Annotated in this window: 10 protein-coding genes; 5 read left to right on the top strand and 5 right to left on the bottom strand. The window is 67.9% G+C overall.

Annotation, left to right across the window (positions count from 1 at the left end):
- Positions 1–128: 128 nt before the first annotated feature.
- The 3 genes from CQ040_RS12455 to CQ040_RS12445 all read left to right on the top strand — a co-directional run bounded on the left by CQ040_RS12455 (position 129) and on the right by CQ040_RS12445 (position 5,309).
- A complete protein-coding gene (locus CQ040_RS12455; protein WP_105526564.1) occupies positions 129–2,675 on the top strand; it encodes a metallophosphoesterase family protein in 2,547 nt (848 codons plus the stop codon).
- A 127-nt stretch (positions 2,676–2,802) separates the two neighbouring features.
- Positions 2,803–3,450, top strand: coding sequence for a hypothetical protein (locus tag CQ040_RS12450; RefSeq protein WP_105526563.1), 648 nt, complete (start codon positions 2,803–2,805; stop codon positions 3,448–3,450).
- An 80-nt stretch (positions 3,451–3,530) separates the two neighbouring features.
- Positions 3,531–5,309 carry an alkaline phosphatase family protein gene (locus CQ040_RS12445; RefSeq protein WP_105526562.1) on the top strand — a complete coding sequence of 593 codons (1,779 nt, stop codon included), beginning with the start codon at positions 3,531–3,533 and terminating at the stop codon, positions 5,307–5,309.
- A 22-nt stretch (positions 5,310–5,331) separates the two neighbouring features.
- Here the strand turns inward: CQ040_RS12445 and CQ040_RS12440 are convergent, their stop codons facing one another.
- From CQ040_RS12440 to CQ040_RS12420, 5 genes are all read right to left on the bottom strand, one after another.
- Positions 5,332–7,275: a collagen binding domain-containing protein gene (locus CQ040_RS12440; protein ID WP_105526561.1), complete on the bottom strand. Its 1,944-nt coding sequence runs from the start codon at positions 7,273–7,275 to the stop codon at positions 5,332–5,334.
- 50 nt (positions 7,276–7,325) lie between these two features.
- A complete protein-coding gene (locus CQ040_RS12435; protein WP_105526560.1) occupies positions 7,326–7,748 on the bottom strand; it encodes a GNAT family acetyltransferase in 423 nt (140 codons plus the stop codon).
- A gap of 35 nt (positions 7,749–7,783) precedes the next feature.
- Entirely contained in the window at positions 7,784–8,434 is a 651-nt protein-coding gene (locus CQ040_RS12430) for a dihydrofolate reductase family protein (protein ID WP_105526559.1), read from the bottom strand.
- A 99-nt stretch (positions 8,435–8,533) separates the two neighbouring features.
- On the bottom strand, positions 8,534–9,589 hold the full coding sequence (locus CQ040_RS12425) for an LLM class flavin-dependent oxidoreductase (RefSeq protein ID WP_105526558.1): 1,056 nt from the start codon (positions 9,587–9,589) through the stop codon (positions 8,534–8,536).
- Between the two features lie 28 nt (positions 9,590–9,617).
- Positions 9,618–11,132, bottom strand: coding sequence for a class I SAM-dependent methyltransferase (locus CQ040_RS12420; protein WP_181156744.1), 1,515 nt, complete (start codon positions 11,130–11,132; stop codon positions 9,618–9,620).
- A 97-nt stretch (positions 11,133–11,229) separates the two neighbouring features.
- Here CQ040_RS12420 and CQ040_RS12415 point away from each other — a divergent pair, with 97 nt between their 5' ends.
- Positions 11,230–13,410: a DUF6049 family protein gene (locus CQ040_RS12415; RefSeq protein WP_105526556.1), complete on the top strand. Its 2,181-nt coding sequence runs from the start codon at positions 11,230–11,232 to the stop codon at positions 13,408–13,410.
- Complete coding sequence (gene murJ, locus CQ040_RS12410) at positions 13,403–15,019, top strand: murein biosynthesis integral membrane protein MurJ (protein WP_105526555.1); 1,617 nt, start codon at positions 13,403–13,405, stop codon at positions 15,017–15,019. The genes CQ040_RS12415 and murJ overlap by 8 nt, the downstream gene beginning before the upstream one ends.
- Positions 15,020–15,034: the final 15 nt, after the last annotated feature.

Genomic DNA, 15,034 nt, shown 5'->3' with positions numbered 1-15,034 from the left:
TGCGAAGGCTGCCGCGGGGCCTGTTCACCTCCCGGTCGCCCGGAGGCCAGCCCCCGGTCATCCGCCTTCGATGGGGTGGAGGGGCCCCGTGCGGCTGAGCACGGAACTCCCCACCCCGAAGGACTCACATGACCTCCCCCACCCCTGCGGTGCGGTGGCGGCGTCGCGGATTGACATCCGTCGCGCTCCTCGCCCTGCTCGGCGGCGCCGTCGTCGCCCCCGCGGCCCTCGCCGCACCCGACCCCGAGGTGCCGACGGGCTCGCTGATCACCGGCGACACCGCCTGGCACTACCTCGACGACGGCTCCGACCCGTCTCCTGCGCCGGCACAGCTCCGCGACTGGACGCTGCCCGCCTACGATGACAGCGCGTGGAAGACGGCGCCGGGTTCGTTCGGCGCCAAGGGCGGGAAGCTCGCACCGGTCGGCCCGCAGACGCCGAAGACCCTTCTCAACCACTACATCGACGGCACCAAGGCCCCGACCGTGCCGACCTACTTCTTCCGCACGACGTTCGAGCTCGAAGCGGGCGTGGCCGAGCAGGTCGCGGCCCTGCAGAGCACCATCACGTACGACGACGCGATCATCGTCTGGCTCAACGGCGTGGAGGTCGCCCGCTACGTCGACGGCCGCATCACCGACACCAAGAACGTCGAGTACGCCGGAGACAGTGGCGGCGACCCGCTCACGAGTTCATTCAGCGCCGAAGGCGAGCTGCTGCACGACGGTACGAACACCATCGCCGTGTCGCTGTTCCAGGACCGCGAGACCAGCTCCGACATCTACTTCGACATGTCGTCGCTGACCCTCGTGAAGGCATCCGCTCCCGGCGCGCCCGTCGTGGCGCCGCCGACGCGCGTCATCCTCACCCCGACCGAACAGCCGGCCGTCTCGCAGTCGTTCTCGTGGCTCGCCGGAGACGCCTCGCACACGGTCGGACAGGTCGAGATCGCCCCATCCGCCGGCGGCGACACGCGCACGGTCGACGCCTACGATGCGGGCGTCGTGAACGGCAACCCGAACAAGCACTTCTCGGCGACAGTCACCGGTCTCACGGCAGCCACCGAGTACCGCTACCGCGTCGGCCTGCCCGGCAGCTGGAGCGACTGGTTCGAGTTCCGCACGGCCGACCCCAAAGCGACCGACTTCCAGTTCATCTACTACGGCGACGCGCAGATCGGCCTGGACACCACGTGGCCGAGCGTCGTGAAGCAGGCCGAGGCCAACGCACCCCGGTCGATCGGCTCCGTGCACGCCGGCGACCTGATCAACACGTCGAGCAACGAGAACGAGTGGGTCAACTGGTTCAAGGGCATGAAGGATTCGGCCGTCCGCACCAACGTGATGGCAGCCCCCGGCAACCACGAGTACTCCGGCGACAAGCTGCTCACGGCATGGAAGGCCGCGTTCGAGTACCCGCACAACAACCCGTCGACGAGTTCGATCGGCGAACTCGCGAACCTCGCGAAGGGCGACTCCGAGGTCGCGCAGCAGTACCGCGCGTTCTTCGACCACTGGAGCTCGTTCGCCGCCGAGACCGCGTACTACACCGACTACCAGGGCATCCGCTTCATCACTCTGAACGCAACGCGCGACACGACGTTCCTCACGCCGGCCGGTCTCCCGTCCTGCACGGGAACAGAGTGCCCCTCCGCGCAGATCGGCCTCCTCTGGACCCGCTTCCAGGGCGCGTGGCTCGACCTGCTGCTGCAGAACAGCCCGTCGAAGTGGAACGTCGTCACGTTCCACCAGCCGGTGTTCTCCGCATCCGAGGGACGCGACGAGCCGGTGCTGCGCGCCGAATGGCTGCCGGTCTTCCAGCGCAACGACATCGATCTGGTGCTCATGGGCCACGACCACACCTACGCCCGCGGCTACGTGAACACGGATGCCACCGAGACCCCCGGCCTCACCACCGGCCCGGTCTACGTCGTGTCGAACTCGGGCGCGAAGCACTACGACCTCGAAACCCCCGAGAAGAACGTCTGGACCAACAACGGCGCCACCCAGGTGCTGCGCGGTCAGGGCGTCACGACCTACCAGGTGATCGACGTCTCGAAGAACCAGCTCGTCTACCGCTCCTACCTCGCGGAGAAGCAGCCGGGCGCCACGACCGATCTTCCCGTCGGTGCCGTCTACGACACCTTCACGGTGACGAAGTCGGATGCCGGCGAGAAGTGGGTCACTGAAGCCGGTGTCACGCCTCCGGTCACGCCGGAGCCCGAGGTTCCTGCCAAGGTCGAGCTCGGCGCTGCATCCGTGAAGGCCGGCGGCACCGTCACCGTGTCGGGCAGCGGCTTCGCGGAGGGCGCTCAGCTGCGACTCGAGCTGCGTTCCGACCCGGTGCAGCTGGGCACGGCGACCGCCGGTGCGGATGGCTCGTTCCAGCGCACGGTCACGATCCCGGCGAACACTCCCGCGGGTTCTCACACGCTCGCCGTGGTCCTCCCGGACGGCACCGAGGTCACCGCCGCACTGACCGTCGCGGCGGCAACCGGTGGTGGAGCGGTGGCACCCGGCAACGGCGGCTCATCCGGCGGCGACCTCGCCACCACGGGTGCCGACAGCGTGCCGTACATCGTCGCGGCCGTCGTGCTCCTCGCGGCGGGCCTCGGCCTGTTCGCGATGCGCCGTCGTCGCCAGCACGCCACGGTGGAGACGACTGAGGCGGAGTAGTCCGAAGGAGGGCGCCGTCCGGGCTCCGGGCCGGGCGGCGCCCTCTGCTGATGTCCCATCGATAACGATCCGGATGCCGCCACGCGTACGGGCCGTCCTCGTCCGCGGGGCATCCTAGGCTCGTACCATGCACCGCCGCTCCCACGTCATCCTCGCTTCCACCGCCGCCGTGCTGCTGGGCTTCTCGCTCACCGCCTGCGCCCCCGCGAGTACGGACGGCTCCGCGACACCGTCACCGACGTCATCGCCGGCACCCTCCCCGTCCGCCACACCCACCCCTGAGGTACGCATCATTCAGATCTCGGTCGACGGGCTGTCGATCGACGACGGCCCCGTGATCACGTACAGGGAACCGGACGGTGCTGTCGCCGCCCTCACCGATGCATTCGGATCGGCACCGACGGAAGGTCCGGTCGAGGGTCCCTATGGCAGCGTGTACGCCGGGTTCGACTGGGAAGGGACGAAGGCGACGGTCCAAGAGACATATTTCGACCTGGTCGTGTCGGCAGATGCCCCCGGCGTCACGTTCCGCACCCCGGAAGGCATCGGCATCGGTTCGACGCGCGCCGAGGCGATGGCTGCCGGAGCAGAAGACGAGTGGGATGAGGACGGCGACGGCATCGCCGACTACCTGATGATCGGCATGCGAGAGGCACCCGACACCGTGTCGCTCAGGCATCCCGGCGAGGTCGGAGTGGAGTACATCGTCCTGAAGATCACGGACGACACCGTCACCCGTCTCAGCAGCGGCGGCAACGACTTCGCCGACATCTGACGCGACTCGCGAGGTGCATCGACGGCGATCTCCGAAGTCATGCCGGGCGACGAGGAGTGGCACGGTCATAGGATCGCGGCATGGCCGATGACGACTCCTCCTCCCCCGACGCTCCCCGCGATGCTCCCCGCGACGCCTCCCGCCGAGGCTTCTTCAAGGTGGGGGGTGCCGCTCTCGCCGGCGCGGTGGTCGGGGGTGCAGGTGGCGCGGCCATCGGGGCCTCGATCGCAGGAAGCGCACGCGATGGTTTCGCGGCCGACCCCGACCAGTTCGCCGCACTCTCGCCACGCAGTGAGCCGGGCTTCGACCACCTCGTCGTGGTGATGGGTGAGAACCGCTCCTTCGACAATCTGCTCGGCTACCTGTACTCGAAGGAGAACCTGCCGAAGGGCGAGAAGTTCGAAGGCCTCGACTTCGGCTCGTACAGCAACACCGCCGCCGACGGCACGGTGGTCGACGCGCACGTGTACGAAGGCGACACCGACCGGATCATGAGCCTTCCCGACCCGGATCCGGGCGAGGAGTACCCGCACGTCAACACGCAGATCTTCGGCACGGTCGACCCGAAGACGAACGCCGACCTCTTCGTCGACCAGATGACCGCGCCGTTCAACGCCCCGACGCACGGCGAGAAGGCCACGATGTCGGGGTTCCTCGACGACTACATCATCAACTTCCGACGCCTGCGCCGAGGTGTCGATCCGAAGCACGAAGAGGCGGCGCACATCATGGGCTCGTTCTCGCCCGAGATGCTGCCCGTGCTGTCGACGCTCGCCTCCGAGTTCGCCGTCTTCGACCACTGGTACGCGGGCGTGCCTTCGCAGACCTTCTGCAACCGCTCCTTCTTCCATGCCTCCACCTCGCACGGCTTCGTGACCAACCAGGCGGGCGGTGGCTACCGGAAGTGGCTGGATGCACCGGCCGCGCCCACGGTGTTCAACCGGCTCGAGGACAAGAAGGTGAGCTGGAAGATCTACATCGACAAGCTGCAGCTGGTCTCGTTCACGGGGATGCTGCATGCGGCGGTGCTGGAGAAGTACTGGCGCACCGACCACTTCGGCACCATGGAAGACTTCTACGCCGAGGCCAAAGACGGGAAGCTGCCCGCCTATGCGTTCATCGAGCCGCGGATGGTCTACGACCACAACGACTTCCACCCCCCGTTCGGTTCTCCCCGCGAAGGCGAGGTCGACGGCGAGGCCGTGTTCGACAGCGCGATCTCGGATGTGCGCGCCGGCGACCGGCTCATCCACGACATCTACGAGGCGGTGCGCACGAGCGCCTCCCCGAAGGGCTCCAACGCCGTCAACACCCTGCTGCTCATCACGTTCGACGAACACGGCGGATGCTACGACCACGTGCCGCCGCCCGCTGCCACCAAGCCCACCCCCGACACCGAGGCGGGCGAGATGGGCTTCACATTCGATCGACTCGGATGCCGCGTACCGGCGATCGCCGTGTCGGCCTACACGCGGCGCGGCAGCATCATCCACGACGAGATGCATCACGGCTCGGTCACCGCGACCCTCTCGCGCCTGCACGGCCTGAAGCCCCTCAACGACCGTGACCAGTCAGCCAACACGCTGCTGAACGTCGTGAACCTCGACAAGCCGCGGCACCCGTCCGACTGGCCCGTGACGACTCCCGCCTACACGCCGCCGAACCCGGAGGACACGGCACCGCAGCCAGGCGAGCAGGATCAGATGAAGCCGCTCACGCCGCCCGCGCGTGGCCTGCTCGGCCTGCTCCTCGCGCGCTACGGCAAGCCCGGTGAGCAGGAGCCCGAGACGTTTGCCGACGCCTACAAGCTCCTCCATGAGCATGGCGAAGAGTTGTTCGGCCCGCCGAACGGCAGCTGACCGCGACTCGCGGCCACCCGGGCTACTTCCGCCCTGCGCGCCGGCGGGAGACGATCAGGAGAGTCGCGCCGAGGATGATCACGACCGCACCGCCCGCCGCCCAGGCGAGCGTCTCGGGTCCGAGTCCGGTTGCAGGCAGCCGTCCGCTGCCGTTGCTGTTCGCGTTTCCGGTCGACGGATCGGGCGACGGCGATGGTGGGACGACGACGGCCGCGAGAGTGAAGTCCTGCCCCTCGATGGACTCGCCGACAGCGGAGATCACGACGGTGCGGGTCGCCGGGCCGACCACACTGCTGCCGGTCGGTGTGCGCACGATCAGCTCATAGGTTCCGGGAGCGAGGCTGCCGAGACCATAGGTGCCGTCGGCGTCGGTCGTGAGTTGTTGTGGACCACCGGGCCCGTTCACGTCGATCACCACACCGCCTACGGGGGCGCCGCCGTCGGTGCGCACCGTGCCGTCGATGGCCCCCAGCCGCGCCAGGTCGAAGTCCACACCTGTCACGTCCGTTCCTGCGACGGGCTCGGTGCGGCTGACGGGAGATATGGCGACATACCCCTCGGGCGTCGTCATCGTCACCGTGTAACCGCCGGCGGGCAGGCGCGGGAACGTGTATGCGCCGTCCGCTCCGGTCACGGTCGTGAGAGTGCCCCCACCCTGCAGCACGGCGGTGACCGTGACTCCTGGCACTCCGCCGCCGTTCCATCGGACGGCCCCGCTCAGGCTCGGGTTCGCCTTGATGACGAAGTCGGCGAGGGTGATCAGATCCTCGTTGTCTGCGGGAACCACGAAATCAGGCGGGGCGGCGGTGAGGGTATACCCGGTCGGGACGACGATGCTCGCCTCCTGCGGCCCGTCCAGGACCATGTCGAACAGATACCGTCCGTCGGCGTCGGTCGTCGTCGTCTGTCCGCCGATCGTGACCGCGACACCGGCGATGGGGTTGCCGTCCCCGTCGACCACCAGCCCGGTGACGGGTGAGGGGATGATGTCTCGCACCGTGAAGTCGACCCCCTCGGCATTGCCGCCGCTGAGGTCGACCGGGGTCGTGGTCTGGCCGACCGCGATCTTGTCGTCGGGTGCCGTCACGCTCACGCGGTACCCGTCCGTGGCGATGAATCCCGGGAACGAATAGGTGCCGTCCGCAGCGGTGGTCGTCCTGCCGACGATCGAGCCGTTGCCGTCTGTGAGCGTCAGGGCGACACCGTCCAGAGGACCGGTGCCCACGTCGGCGACGGTGCCTCGGATGTCGTTCGCGGCCGAGACGAACCACGTCTGGTAGACGGGGAGGCCGGATCGCCGGGTGAAGATGAAGCTGAGTGAGCTGATGGGGGTCGAGGGCTCGAACCACGCGGCCGACCCGCTGGTGTCGGCGGCAGCCGCGTTGCCGGTGAGCGTGAGGGTCGCGGCATCCCAGGTCGGCACGTCATCCGCGGCACCGTTGCAGGCGGGCTTGCCGGCGACTCCGGGGGCGCAGTAGTTGAAGCGGTCTCTGAGACCGATCTCCGAAGCGGTGAGCACATGCCCGTCCGGGGCGACGGCCTGGATGCGCACGCTGTCGGAGTCGATGTCCCCGAGCGCGAAAGCCCACCCCGACGTCGGCGTCGGCGCTGCGAACGAATAGGTCGTCGTCGACGGGCTCGTGGCATTGTCGGCCTTGGGGCGCAGATTCAGGTACGGCTGGTCCCTGCTGGATCCGTACTTGGCCCCGATGGGCGTGCCCTCGGACAGCCAGATCGACGCCCCGGTGATCACTCCGACCTGTCCTGCGCGCGAGTCGCTGGTCATGGTCGCGGTGAGCGCAGGCTTCGGCGCCACCTGGACCGTGGTCGTGTAGGCGCCTCCTGTGCCGCCGAGCAGCCCCCAGGTGGCCCAGGACGTCACGGCGGCTGCGGCGGGGATGGCTCCCACGAGCACGGCGACGAGCACGATGGCTCCGGTGATGATCCCGTTGCGGCGAAAACGCATGCGGTCAGAGTACTGGTATACCGGATCGCTGAGAAGTGAATTCTTCGGGATTACACGTCGGCGATCAGCCTCTTGCCGAGGTCCACCGTGTCGTCGATCTCGTAGCCGAGCCGGCGGTAGAAGTCGACGACCTGCGCGTTGCCCGAACGCACCTGCAGGTTCACCTTCGGGCAGCCCAGGTCGCGCAGGCCGGCCTCGACGTGAGCGACGAGTGCCCGGCCCACCCCGAGCCCTCGGGAATCGAGCTGCGTGGCGAGATAGTTCATCCACCCGCGGTGTCCGTCGTACCCGGCCATGACCGAGCCGAGGATTCGGCCCGTCTCGTCTTCCGCCACGACGAAGAGGTGCGACTGCACGGTCGCCTTGCGAGCGATGTCCTTGAGTGGGTCGTTCCACGCTCTCGTGAGCCCTGCAGCCGCCCACAGGGCGACGACGGCATCGGTGTCTTCAGGCTGGAAGGGTCGGATTCGCACCCGTCCAGCTTTCCAGATCGGAGCGCTTCCCCGGATCAGCCCTCGCGTGAGAACGTGATGTGCGTGACGCCGGACTCGGCGACCTCCGAGGTGACGCGGTAACCGGATTCGAGACCGCGCAGATCGTCCCACAGACGGATCCCGCTGCCGATCACGATCGGCGTGATCCCGACATGCAGGTCGTCGACGAGTCCGGCACGAAGATACTCGCGAACGGTCGTCGCCCCACCCCCGACGCGCACATCCTTCCCGCCCGCCGCGTCGACCGCGGTGCGCAGTGCCTCCTCGGGAGTCGCCGAGAGGAAGTGGAAGCTCGTGCCGTTGGCGAACTCGATCGAGGGACGCGGCGTGTGTGTGAGCACGAACACCGGGGCGTGGAACGGCGGCTCCTCGCCCCACCAGCCGCGCCACTCGGGGTCGTCCGGGTTGGCATGCAGACCGAACATCCCGGCTCCCATGATCTCGGCGCCGATGTTCTCGAAGTACTGGGCGGCGTACTTCTCGTCGACGCCGTCGGTGCCCGCCCCGCTGGTGTCGTGGAAGACGCGCTCGTGGAACGTTCTGGTCGCCGTGTAGGCGGCGGTGAGTCGGCCCCAGTCCTCGCCGAAGGGATTCTCCGGAGTCTGGTCCGTGGTTGTGGCGAAGCCGTCGAGCGAGACGTTGAGATCGACGCGAACACGGGTCATGACTGCCTCCGGAACTGCACGGGGTGACGGCGCCTCCATCGAAGCACCGTCACCCAGCGTCAGCTTTCCTCCCGGCGATGTCAAGGGCGCCGGTCGGGATCAGACCGCGTCGCCCTGGACGGGCCCTTCGGTGTTCGGCTTCCACCCGAGGGCGGGGGCCACGTGCTTGGCGAACGACTCCAGCACGTGCAGGTTGTAGTCCGGTCCGAGCTGGTTCGGGATCGTCAGCATCAGGGTGTCAGCAGCCATCACGGCCTCGTCCTGTCGAAGCTGCTCGATCAGCACGTCGGGCTCGGCGGCGTAGGTCTTGCCGAACGTGGAGCGGAACCCGTCGATGATGCCGACCTGGTCGGCGTTCTCCTCGCTCCGAAGGCCGAAGTAGGCACGGTCCATGTCGGAGACCAACGGGAACACGCTGCGACTGACCGAGACCCGCGGGGTGCCGGTGTGCCCGGCTTCCTTGTAGGCCGATCGGAACAGGTCGATCTGCTCGCGCTGCAGTTCGTGGAACGGCTGCCCCGTCGCCTCGGTGACGAGGGTCGAGCTCATCATGTTGAGACCCTTGCGACCCGTCTCGATCGCGGTCGGCCGGGAACCCGACCCCCACCAGATGTGGTCACGGAGTGTCGGCGACTGCGGTTCGATCGCGAGGTAGCGCCCCGCGCCCACCATGCGGGGGTCGCCGGGGGCGATTCCTTCGCCGTCGATCGCGCGGAGGAAGAGGTCGAACTTCTCACGGGCGATGACGCTGCCGCGCTCGGTGTCCTCCTCGTCGACATAGCCGAACGTCTCGTAGCCACGAAGAGCCGTCTCGGGTGAACCACGGCTCACGCCCAACGCGATGCGGCCGTCTGCGATGAAGTCGAGAGCAGCGGCCTCCTCAGCGAACTGGAACGGGTTCTCGTACCGCATGTCGATCACGCCGGTACCGACCTCGATGCGCTGGGTCCGCGCGGCCATGGCACTCAGGAGCGGCATCGGAGAAGCCGCCTGGCGTGCCCAGTGATGGACGCGCACGTACGCGCCGTTCACACCGATCTCGTCGGCACCCTCCGCGATCGCGATGGTCTGCTTCAGCATGTCGCCAGCGGTGCGGGTCGCCGAGCCTGGCACATCCGCGTAGTGCCCGAACGAGAGGAATCCGAAAGCCTTCATGATCTATTCCAACGCATGTATCCGCGGTCTATTCCCCTGGTACCAGGATGCCGTCGAGCACGAGGGAACGGATGCGGGGCTCCAGATCCGCCCACAGCTCCACCAGCGGCACCTCGAAGAGGTCAGCCAGCGCGGCGACGATCTGCACGACCGTGAGCTCGCCATCACAGGCGCCCACGAAGCCTGCGAGTGCGGGGTCGACGTTCACCGTGCGAGCGAAGCCACCGCCCTGACGCAGCTCGATCACGCTCGGGTCGTCGTTGCCGGGAAGCAGGTGCCTCGCCTCAGTGACATCCGCCGCCGTCACCAGCCTCGCCGGTATCCCCACGGCGAGAACATCATGCGCCGCCAGGCCCGTGCCCAGGGCAGCTCCGACGTTCGAGACCTGCTGGGCGATGCGCTCTGTGCGACGGAGCGGCTCACCCGAGGTGCCTCTGCGCATCAGCACGTACCCGAACCCGATGGATGTCACGGCGCGAGCGGCGAAGTCGTCGAGCCATGCGGTGAGCAGTGGGGTGAACGCGGGGTCACGCGGCGTCGTGCCGCCGTCGCGGATCCACAGCTCTGCGTAGCCGAGGGGCGACAGCTCCTCGCGTTCGATCACCCAGAGGTCGAGTTCGCCCGGCACCCAGGCTTCGAGGCGCGCGAGACCTGCGACGCCCGCCCTGGACTCCCAGTTCCCCAGCAGCTGCGCGATGCCGTTCGGGGTCAGGAAGGCAGGTGCACTGCGCACGAACTGCTCGACGAGAGCGTCTCCCACCAGCCCCCCGTCGCGGTACTCGTACGCAGGGACACCCTCCACGCGCGGAGTGATCACGAACGGCGGATTCGAGACGATCAGGTCGAAGGCCTCTCCTTCGACGGGTTCGAACATGCTGCCGTGTCGGAACTCGATGTTCGTCACGCCGTTGAGGTGGGCGTTGAGCTCGGCGAACGCCAGAGCACGGGCGGAGATGTCCGTCGCCACGACCGTGCCGGCTCGCCGTGCGACGAGGAGCGCCTGGATCCCGCATCCGGTGCCCAGGTCGAGGGCACGCTCGACCTGGATCGGAACGACGGTCTCGGCGAGCGTGCGCGAGGCTCCGCCGACACCCAGCACATGGTCGGCGGGCAGCGGGCCGTCGAGAGCCACCTCATCGAGGTCGCTGGCGATCCACCACTCACCCACACCCTCCGCATCGACGAACGACTGCGGACGCAACAGGGCGGTCGGTGTCACGGTGTCGGCGTCGTCGAGCTTCGCGAGCCCGAGGTCGACGAGCCCATCCACTCCGAGCCGCGGCAGTGAGGCGGCGACGGCCACGCGGGGCTGCGGCATACCGAGCACGAGCAGACGGCCCAGCGTCGCCAGCACCCCCGAGTCACCGGCGATCGCGCGGAGGATCGGCTCCCGCATTCCGCGGGCGAGTGCGTCGTCCGCCTCCTCGCCCCACAGGCGTCGCAGTGGCTCGGAACGGAGGTCCGCAGTGTCGAGATCAGCGGCGAATGCGGCGCTGCGAAGCGGGTCTGGGAACGGTGTGGGGGTGTCGGACACGGCCGTCACTCTACGCGTCTTCAGGGTTCTCATTCCCCGCGCCTCCTAGAATCACTAGGTCAGTACTCACGATCAGCCCGATTCCGGGCGTTCGAGGAAGACCTTCATGACCGCGATCACCCCCGAGCACGGCCTCCGTGCGCGCCTGCGAAGGCTCGCAGGCAGGACCGTCGTTCTCGCGATCGCACTGGGCTCGTGTGCACTTGCCGCACCGAGCGCGGCCATGGCTGCCGATCAGTCGTCTTCGAGCGATGATGCGAGCGTGGGGTTCCACGTGGCAGCGGGCCTTCGGGGCCTCGTCGCACCCGGTTCCTCGACCACGGCGATGCTCACCGTGCAGAACGACACCGAGTCGAAGTTGTCCGGTGGTCAGGTGCAGGTCGAGCTCAGCAAGACGCCGCTGACCGATGAAGACGCGGTCTCGAGTTGGCTCGATGATGGCGACGCTCCCGGTGACTTCGCCTCGATCGGCACCGACACGACCGCCGCGCTCGATGCCGGGACCTCGGCCACGACGACGATCTTCGTCCCCGCCGAAACGCTCGCCGATCTCACCCCCGGCGTCTACCCGCTGCGGGCGGAACTGACCGGTGCGACCACCGAGAATGCCGCGGACGACCGTTCGACGACCGTGGCGACGACGGCTTCCAGCGTGCTGGTCATCGCCGGCTCGCAGACGGCTCAGGTCGGGGTGCTCGTTCCCATCACCGCGACTCCGGCCGGCGGTGCTCTGCTCACGGCCGAAGAGCTCTCGAAGCTCACGGCCCCCGACGGCTCTCTCACCGCTCAGCTCGACGGTGTTGCAGGCACCACCGCGGTGCTCGCCATCGATCCATCCATCCTCGCGGCGATCCGGGCGCTGGGTTCGGCGGCGCCCGAGACCGCGCAGGAATGGCTCACACGCCTCGAGGGCCTGCCGAACACACGGTTCGCGTTGCAGTTCGGCGATGCGGATGCTTCGGCCCAGGCTCAGGCAGGGCTGCCCGCTCTTCTGCAGCCGACGACTCTGGCTCCTTTCCTCAACGGAGCGAACTTCCCGCAGGCGCCTGCCTCCCCTGCTCCCACGGCTTCCGCGAGCACGACACCGACACCGACACCGACCGCCACCCCTCAGCTCCCCGACGACGAAGAGCTCACCGCGATCAATGGTGCGCTCCCCCGCATCCTCTGGCCCGACAGCAGCCTCGATCAAAGCGATCTGGCCGCGTTCACGGGCTACCTCGGTGAGGGGACGACCACAATCGTCTCGTCGACGGCGGTCGGCGATCAGAGCGCAGCACACGCGACATCCGGCGGACTCGATCTACTGGTCACAGATGCCGCGACGTCCGACTCCCTCTCGGACGTGGCCGCCGAACCCGACGCCGTGGAGCGTCAGCGTCTGCTCGCCGAGGCCTCTGCTCTGCTCCTGCTTGCCGAGGGCCGCGTGCCGGGAGCTCCACTGCTGATCGGACTCGATCGCGACGAAGCGCGCACCGCCGGCGCGCTGCGCGACGCGATCTCCACCGCCGACTCGATCGGATTCGAGCTGTCCGCACTCCGCGCGACGACGCCCGTTTCGACATCGATCTCAGCTGACATCGATCCGGCTCGCGCTGCAGCGGTGACGGACCTCCTCGCCGACGAGGGCAGGCTCACCGCCTTCTCCTCCATCCTCACCGACCCGCAGGTGCTGTTGAGCCCGGAGCGAATCAGAATTCTGCGCACCCTCTCTGTCGGCACCTCCGCGAGCGCCTTCGCCAAGAAGGTCGACACACACAAGGAACGGACCGAGGGCACTCTGGCCGCGGTCAACATCCCGCCGTCCAGCACGATCCAGTTGCTCACAGCCAATGCCGATCTGCCGATCGCGGTGCGCAACGATCTGCCGTGGCCCGTGAACGTGCAGCTCTTCGCCTCTCCCACTGACCCGCGTCTCGAGGTCACACCGATGATTGAGACGGTCGTGCAGGCCACCTCGACGGTGCGAGTCAAAGTACCCGTGTCCGCACGGGTGGGAAGCGGCGAGGTCGACCTCCGGCTCAGCCTCTACAGCCCCACCGGCGTGCAGATCCAGGACACGCAATCGGTCCGCGTCGCCGTCCGCGCCGAGTGGGAGACCATCGGACTGATCGTCTTCGGCGGTCTCACCGTCGTGCTGATCGCGCTCGGCGTGATCCGCACCGTCCGTCGCAAGCGCCGCGAGGCAGCCGAAGAGGCAGTCCTCGAAGCGCAGATCGAAACTCTCGAAGAGGATGCCGTGGAAGCCAGACCGGATGCCACGACGACCGAAGACAAGCATGAGTAGTCTCGGACGCGCGAGCGCCGTGATCGGCGCCGGCACACTGGTGTCGCGCCTGACCGGCCTGCTGCGCAGCATCGTGCTCGTCGGCGTCCTCGGCTCTGTCGCCTCCGAAGCAGCGGATGCGTTCACCTACGCGAACCAGCTGCCGAACAGCGTCTTCTCCTTGATCTCGGTCGGCATCCTCACCGCCGTCATCGTGCCTCAGATCGTCAAGGCGACTGCGGATGCCGACGGTGGCAACGCGTTCATCTCGAAACTGTTCACTCTCGGCACAGTCGTTCTGGTCGTGGTGACCGGAATCGCGACTGCAATGGCACCGTGGCTGGTGCATCTGGTTGCGGGCAAGGCCAACGAGTCCACGCTCGCGCTCGCGACAGCTCTCGCGTACTGGTGTCTGCCCCAGATCCTCCTCTACGGCCTGTACGCGATGCTCGGTGAAGCGCTCAACGCGCGGAAGATCTTCGGCCCGTTCACCTGGGCGCCGGTCGTCAACAACATCGTCTCGATCGCCGGATTCCTGGCACTGGGCGCTCTCTTCGGCCCAGTTTCCACGAAGGCCACCAACTGGACTCCGGAGATGATCAACCTGCTCGGCGGCACCGCCACGCTGGGTATCGCTCTTCAGGCCGTCGTCTTGCTCGTTTTCTGGCGTCGCACGGGCCTCGCGCTGAAGCCTGACTTCCACTGGCGCGGAGTGGGCCTCGGCAATGTCGGCCGTCTGGCGGGCTGGACGTTCCTCATGGCCTTCGCGAGCCTCTCCGCGGGAGTCCTTCAGGGATACATCGTCAGCGAGGTAGCCGGTCTCGGTGCGTCCGCCACTGTGACGGCGAACGCCTGGCTCATCTTCATGCTCCCGTACTCCGTGATCGTGCTCTCGATCGGCACCCCCTACTTCACCCAGATCAGTGGTCACGCCGCTGCCGGACGTGACGACGAGGTCCGCGCCGACATCGCACGGAGTATCCGCACCCTGCTGTTCTTCATCGTGGCGGCCGTGGCGGCTGTCGCTGCCGCGGCCATCCCCGCGTCTCGTGTGTTCACCGACTCCGCCGATGACGCCCAAGCCGCTGCCTGGGTGCTGATCGCGTACCTCGTCGGACTCATCCCCCTCACGATCCTGTTCATCGTGCAGCGCACCTTCTATGCGTATGACGACACACGCACGCCCTTCTGGTTCACGATCTTCCAGTGCGTCCTCATCGTGGCGACCGCACTTATCGCTCTGGGAATGCGAGAAGCGGGAATCATCCCCCTCACCTCCCTCGCCGCGGCGGTCGCGCTCGGACAGTCGATCGCGAGCATCCTGCAGACGATAGTTGCCACCTGGCTGCTGCACCGCAAGATCGGTGGTCTGCAGGTCCGCTCGTGGATGTCGGCCATCGGTCGCTTTGCGATCGCCGGCATCCCGGCGGGTCTGGCCGGCTGGGGCGCTTTCGCGCTACTCGGTGGCACCACCGGCTGGACGATGGATGACAAGATCCAGGGCGCCGTCGGTACGGCGATCATCGGCCTCGTCGTCGTGGTCGTCTACATCGCGATCCTCGCCGTGATGCGCGCCCCCGAGCTCAAGGCGGGCAGCGCGCTCGTCCGCCGGTTCCTCCCCGGCCGCTGATCCGGACGCGGAGCC

This window comes from Microbacterium sp. MYb54 (assembly GCF_002979515.1).
Classification (GTDB): Bacteria; Actinomycetota; Actinomycetes; order Actinomycetales; family Microbacteriaceae; genus Microbacterium.
The sequence above is the reverse complement of the archived record's forward strand: the minus strand, read 5'-3'. Positions and strand labels throughout refer to the sequence as shown.